Source organism: Poseidonocella sp. HB161398, from assembly GCF_005870025.1.
GTDB lineage: Bacteria > Pseudomonadota > Alphaproteobacteria > Rhodobacterales > Rhodobacteraceae > Mangrovicoccus.
Genome location: NZ_VATA01000153.1, coordinates 1 through 4,826, shown reverse-complemented (window position 1 = coordinate 4,826; position 4,826 = coordinate 1). Strand labels below are relative to the sequence as shown.

The window sequence follows — 4,826 nt, the reverse complement described above, 5'->3', positions numbered from 1 at the left end:
GAGCTTGTTGCAGCCCCAGGTCGCGAAGGCCGAAACGCCCAGCAGCTCGGCATGGGCGATGTTCAGGAACCCTTCCACCCGGCGCGTGAAGGAGAAGCCGATCGTCGCCAGGATCAGGAAGCAGCCGGTCACGAGTCCGGTCAGGACGAACTGCAGAAATAGGGTCATTCCCGGTACAAGCTCCCCGTAGACTACTTTTTCCTCGAGGGAAGACCCGCAGCGATTTCGGGGATCACGACCTCAGGCCCGAGACGCGGGCAGTTCTCGGCGGGCCCGATTTCCAGCGACACGGGAAAGCGCCCGGCCCATCTGTCCGACGCGTAGTCGTCCTCCACATCGAGACAGCCAGCATCGCGGACCTTTGCCGAGACCTCGCGTATCGGAAAGCGGAGCACCAGGGTTGCCTTAAGCTCGTTTTCTCGATGGTCCCGAATTCTGTGGCCCGGAAAGATGTCCTGTACAATTCGTTCCAGACAGTCAGGTTTCTCGGAGTCCGGAACAACCTCGGCCGAGGAGTAGATCACTACCGAACGGTAGTCCATGCTGCATCCGAAACCCGACCTGCCCGCAACGAGAGAGTCGATCAGCGTCACCGTGATGCAGGCCCTCCCGCCTTTGGCCAATGTGGTCATGAGGAGGTTCCTGGTGCTGCCGTGGATCACGACGTCCTCCCCGATCCGGGAGAAGGCCGTCGGAATGACGCGGGGAACCCCCGCGTCGTCGACAAATCCGATATGCGCGACAAGTGCCTCGTCCAGTATGGAATGAACAAGATCGCGGTCGTAAATTGCCCGTTCCGGACGGCGCCGAACCTTGGTTAGATCTGTGACTTCATATTTCATGATGCTATGTCTACGCGTTCAGGATGCGATATGATCGCCTTCATAGGTCTGGCGCTCGGTTGTGTAGCCGCCCTCCCGCAGAAGCATCAGGTTGTCGTAGAGAACTTTCGGAATGCGCACGCCTTCATTTTCCGTTCGCCGCCGCGCTTCGTAGCGCCTGGACGAGGGAAGGCGGGTGCCCTCCTGATCCAGAATTTTCCGGAACAGCCTTTCGGAATGCCGGAGCTGCGCCTCACGGTCCTTTCCGGGAACAAAATGCGCGGGATCCATGCAGATAATGAGCTCGCCACCGCAGGGTGCGCCGGTTTTGGCCTTGTCTTTTTCCCCGGCTTCGAAGCTTAGAAGATCCCCGAGGAGCGGCCCGGCCAGCAGCTCGACCATCATTGCAATGGACGACCCCTTGACGCCGCCGAAAGGAAGCTGCGCGCCCTGCAAAGCCTCTTGCGGATCGTTGGTCGGCTGCCCGTGAACGTCAATTGCCCAGCCATCGGGAAGGCTCTTTCCGTCCCGGAGACGGATCTGGATTTCGCCGCGCGCGCTTGCGCTGGACGCCTGGTCAAAAACGACCGGGGGAAGCCCGCCCGGACGCGGCCAGGAAAAGGCCATCGGATTGGTTCCGAATAGCGGCCTGTTTCCGCCCGCGGGCGCGACGTAAGGTGCCGCTGCGACGAAGGCCAGCGCACAGAGCCCCTCTTCGGCCAGCCGTTCGACTTCGGGCCAGAGAGCGGCAACATTATGCGCGTTGTTTACCGAGAGCGCGGCAATCCCATGCTCGCGGGCGCGGTCCGCAAGGGCCTTATGGCCAATTTCCAGAGGCAGTGGCGAAAATCCGTACTTTCCATCAACCCGAAGCACTGACGACGCCAGATCGGACAGTTCCGGCATGCATGTCCCGGACGCCTGACCGGCACGCAGCGTGTTGATATAGAACGCGACCCTGAAGAGGCCATGATGGCGGCACTCATCGCGCTCGGCCGCAGTGACGTTCCGGGCGATCGCGGCGGCCTGGGCCTCGGAAAATCCCTGTGCACTCATCACCGTCTCGGTAATATCTTGCACCTGGAGCAAGTTTTTGACGACGTAGTCTTGCATACTGACCTCATTCTTCCTGTGTCCGGTTACAGGAAAATCCGCTCCACCGGTCAATGTAAACTTGCATATTTAGGGATTTTTTACTGCTTCTTTTTGCGTGTGGTGCAATTTTATGCGCTTATGACGCCTCATTTCGAGTCCCGATTGACTTCATGCACGCATTTTGAGCGATTCACAAACGCCAGACCCTCGGAATAAGTTGCAGATGATGCAATATCCTTGACCAGGCCCGTTGATCAGCCGGCAGCAGCGCGGTAAGTCACAATGAACCGAAACCAACCGCGAAAGGATGAAGCAACATGCAGCAAGACATGCCAGGGTCCCCTCCGGGAGGCCGCGCGCTTGGGTGAGGACGATCTCAGTGCGGCAGTCCTCCAGATCGGCGGCCGACTGAGGGACGCGCGCAGATCCATGAAACTGACACTCGCCGAGGTTGCCCAGCGTTCCGGAATGTCCGAAAGCTCGCTTTCGCGAATCGAGCGCGGAAACATGGGGCTGAGCGTGACGACGCTGCTCCAGCTCTGCGGAATTCTCGGCGTCAGGCTAGATGATCTTCTGAATGCACCGCAGGGTCCGGAGCCTTCGCGGGTTCAGGTGACTCGTGCCGATAGCCAGCCCCATGAATTTGCGGCAACGGGGTATAACTGGCTACTTCTGGGGGGGCGGGACCCGCTGAATTTATTCAAGGTCTTTCACCTCATTTTCCCGGAAACGGAAGTCATGCGGACCCTGGTTTCCCATGAGGGCCAGGAATATTGCCACATACTTGAAGGGGCGGTTGATTTCCACGTCGGCAAGGATGTTTACGCTTTGCAGAAAGGCGATAGCATCATGATTGACTCGTCCCTTCCGCACCGGGCAGAGCGGCGGGGCGACGGCGCTGCACATATGCTTATGGTAATATGCGCAGCCGATCATGATCATAAACCATCGGATTGGTGGAGCATGCCGTCCCTTGGCCCAGACACGGAAGCATAGGTATAGTCGTTGATGCAACGGAGCGCAGGAAAAACGGCGTTTCGGCCGGACTTCCCTTCTACATAGCGGCACTCATCCAGAGCAGGGCGAGATCTGTCGCGGGCGGCTGAGACTGGCCTGCCCGCGAGGCGCCGCGATTACCTCCATCCTTAAGGATACGAAAGATGAATGAGAATATCCGCGGCATCGCGTTCATGGTGATCGCGATGGCGACGATGCCGAGCTCCGACACAATCGTGAAGGTCTTGGCGGAAGACCTTCCGCTGTTTCAGATCATCTTCATCCGCCATGTTTTCATGACGGCCGGGCTTGCCATCCTGGCAATCCGCGACGGCGCCGCGAGAATGCGACCGACACCACGTGAAAGCCGACTGATCGGCCTGAGGACGCTGGGCGAATGCGGCGTGGTCTGCTTCTATCTGGTCGCGCTCACCCTGATGCCGATGGGGACCGCCACCGCGATGTTCCAGCTGCAGCCGCTGGCGGTCACGCTGGCCGCCGCGGTCTTCCTGTCCCAGCCCGTCGGACCGCGCAGAATCCTCGCGATCGCCATTGGCTTCGCTGGCGTGCTGCTGATCGTGCGGCCAGGCAGCGATGCCTTCGGGCCCGGAGCGGCCTTTGTCTTTCTGGCCGTAGCCGCGGTCTGCCTGCGCGACGTCGTCACCCGGCTGCTCGGCGCGGCCGTTCCGGCGACAGCACTGGCCGCGCTGGCCTCCGCAGCGCTACTCGCGATCAGCTTGGTTGCAACCCTCGTCCGGGGCGAGTGGGTACCGGTCTCGCTGCCACAGTTCGGCTTGATCCTCCTCGGCGCCGCCTTCCTGCTGGCGGGCTACGTCGCGATGGTACTGGCGATGCGCTTCGGTGAGATTGCCGCCATTGCCCCCTTCCGCTACGTCTCCCTAGTCTTCGGCGTGGCCTATGGTGCTCTGTTCTTCGGCGAGGTGCCCCAGCCGACTATGCTGATCGGCGCCGCGGTCATCGTGGCAAGCGGCATCTACGCGTTCATGCGCGAGCGCAAGGCGACCACACCCCGGCCGTTGCTCCAACCCCGATCGGCTGAATCAGCGCCGGGACGTCTGCAGGAGAGAGCGCGCTGCCCGACTCCTCTAGACCGGTTCAATCCGTAGTCGTCTGGCTGTTCATTCGCGACGCTGCTACCCTCCTTGTTTCGAAAGGTTGGTCCGTGGGATGCCAGAAGTCATCTGGATCGAGCATGGGGCGGCAGAATGCCGAAGCGCCGAATTCATACCGCACCGTCACTGTGCCGACAGCAATCTCGGCGCGAAGAACATCATGCCGCGGGTGGCGGTGCGGCGCTCCTTGACGTCATGATCCTCTCGGATGTCACCGCGGTGGTCCACTGCGCGACCTTCGAACGTCCGGTCTATGCCGGGAACGCGGTCCAGACGGTGAAATCGGGCGATTCCAAGAAGGTGGCGACGATCCGGACCTCGACCTTCGAGGCCACCAGAACCCAGCCCGCCTGCGCGGTCACGACGGTTTCAGTGCCGGGCGCGAGGGGCCTGCCAGACTGGGTCGAGGACAAGTTCGCCGGGAGCGACCGTCCCGAGGCCAAGTAATATACCGAGCCAATGCAAGGCGAGTGGGTCGTGTCGCAAATGTGGTGGAAACTTCCGAGCGGCATGCTCCGGGCATGTGAAATTGGCTCCGTTCAGGCCACGAGGTCAAGGGCCATCGGTTCGAGGGGCTGAGAGAGGGTTTCCCAGCCGTCGACCTTGCGCATCTGGATCTGCCCGGAGGCCAGCAGCGCCCAGAGCAGCATCGGCACCGTCTCGGCGCAAGGCAGCACGGTCTGGGTCTCCGGACTTCGACAGTTGGAAGCCGGAATCTGGCCCGCCCGCGCGGGCTGATCTTGGAAAATCAAAGGGTTGATCGGTCGGAAAGGTGCCATTT

4 protein-coding genes and 2 pseudogenes are annotated in these 4,826 nt (G+C 61.1%); 3 read left to right on the top strand and 3 right to left on the bottom strand.

Features of this window, described 5'->3' with window-relative positions:
* Positions 1-191 precede the first annotated feature (191 nt).
* Both FGX59_RS35970 and FGX59_RS35965 read right to left on the bottom strand, forming a co-directional pair.
* Positions 192-842 carry a pyridoxamine 5'-phosphate oxidase family protein gene (locus tag FGX59_RS35970; protein ID WP_138473362.1) on the bottom strand — a complete coding sequence of 217 codons (651 nt, stop codon included), beginning with the start codon at positions 840-842 and terminating at the stop codon, positions 192-194.
* Between the two features lie 18 nt (positions 843-860).
* Entirely contained in the window at positions 861-1,934 is a 1,074-nt protein-coding gene (locus FGX59_RS35965; RefSeq protein WP_138473361.1) for an Ldh family oxidoreductase, read from the bottom strand.
* Between the two features lie 264 nt (positions 1,935-2,198).
* Here FGX59_RS35965 and FGX59_RS35960 point away from each other — a divergent pair, with 264 nt between their 5' ends.
* From FGX59_RS35960 to FGX59_RS35950, 3 genes and pseudogenes are all read left to right on the top strand, one after another.
* On the top strand, positions 2,199-2,912 hold the full coding sequence (locus FGX59_RS35960; protein ID WP_138473360.1) for a helix-turn-helix domain-containing protein: 714 nt from the start codon (positions 2,199-2,201) through the stop codon (positions 2,910-2,912).
* Positions 2,913-3,076: 164 nt separating this feature from the next.
* Positions 3,077-4,039 carry a DMT family transporter gene (locus FGX59_RS35955; RefSeq protein WP_138473359.1) on the top strand — a complete coding sequence of 321 codons (963 nt, stop codon included), beginning with the start codon at positions 3,077-3,079 and terminating at the stop codon, positions 4,037-4,039.
* A 136-nt stretch (positions 4,040-4,175) separates the two neighbouring features.
* Positions 4,176-4,483: pseudogene (locus FGX59_RS35950) on the top strand (electron transfer flavoprotein subunit alpha/FixB family protein); the annotation flags it as partial.
* Positions 4,484-4,584: 101 nt separating this feature from the next.
* On the opposite strand, the pseudogene FGX59_RS39155 reads toward FGX59_RS35950, so the two are convergent.
* Positions 4,585-4,826 (bottom strand): annotated as a pseudogene (locus FGX59_RS39155) (hypothetical protein); the annotation flags it as partial.

What these genes read in the sequence shown, in the direction of transcription:
- FGX59_RS35970 (WP_138473362.1), bottom strand. Translation starts at nt 842, where the DNA reads ATGAAATATGAAGTCACAGATCTAACCAAGGTTCGGCGCCGTCCGGAA.
- FGX59_RS35965 (WP_138473361.1), bottom strand. Translation starts at nt 1,934, where the DNA reads ATGCAAGACTACGTCGTCAAAAACTTGCTCCAGGTGCAAGATATTACC.
- FGX59_RS35960 (WP_138473360.1), top strand. Translation starts at nt 2,199, where the DNA reads ATGAACCGAAACCAACCGCGAAAGGATGAAGCAACATGCAGCAAGACA.
- FGX59_RS35955 (WP_138473359.1), top strand. Translation starts at nt 3,077, where the DNA reads ATGAATGAGAATATCCGCGGCATCGCGTTCATGGTGATCGCGATGGCG.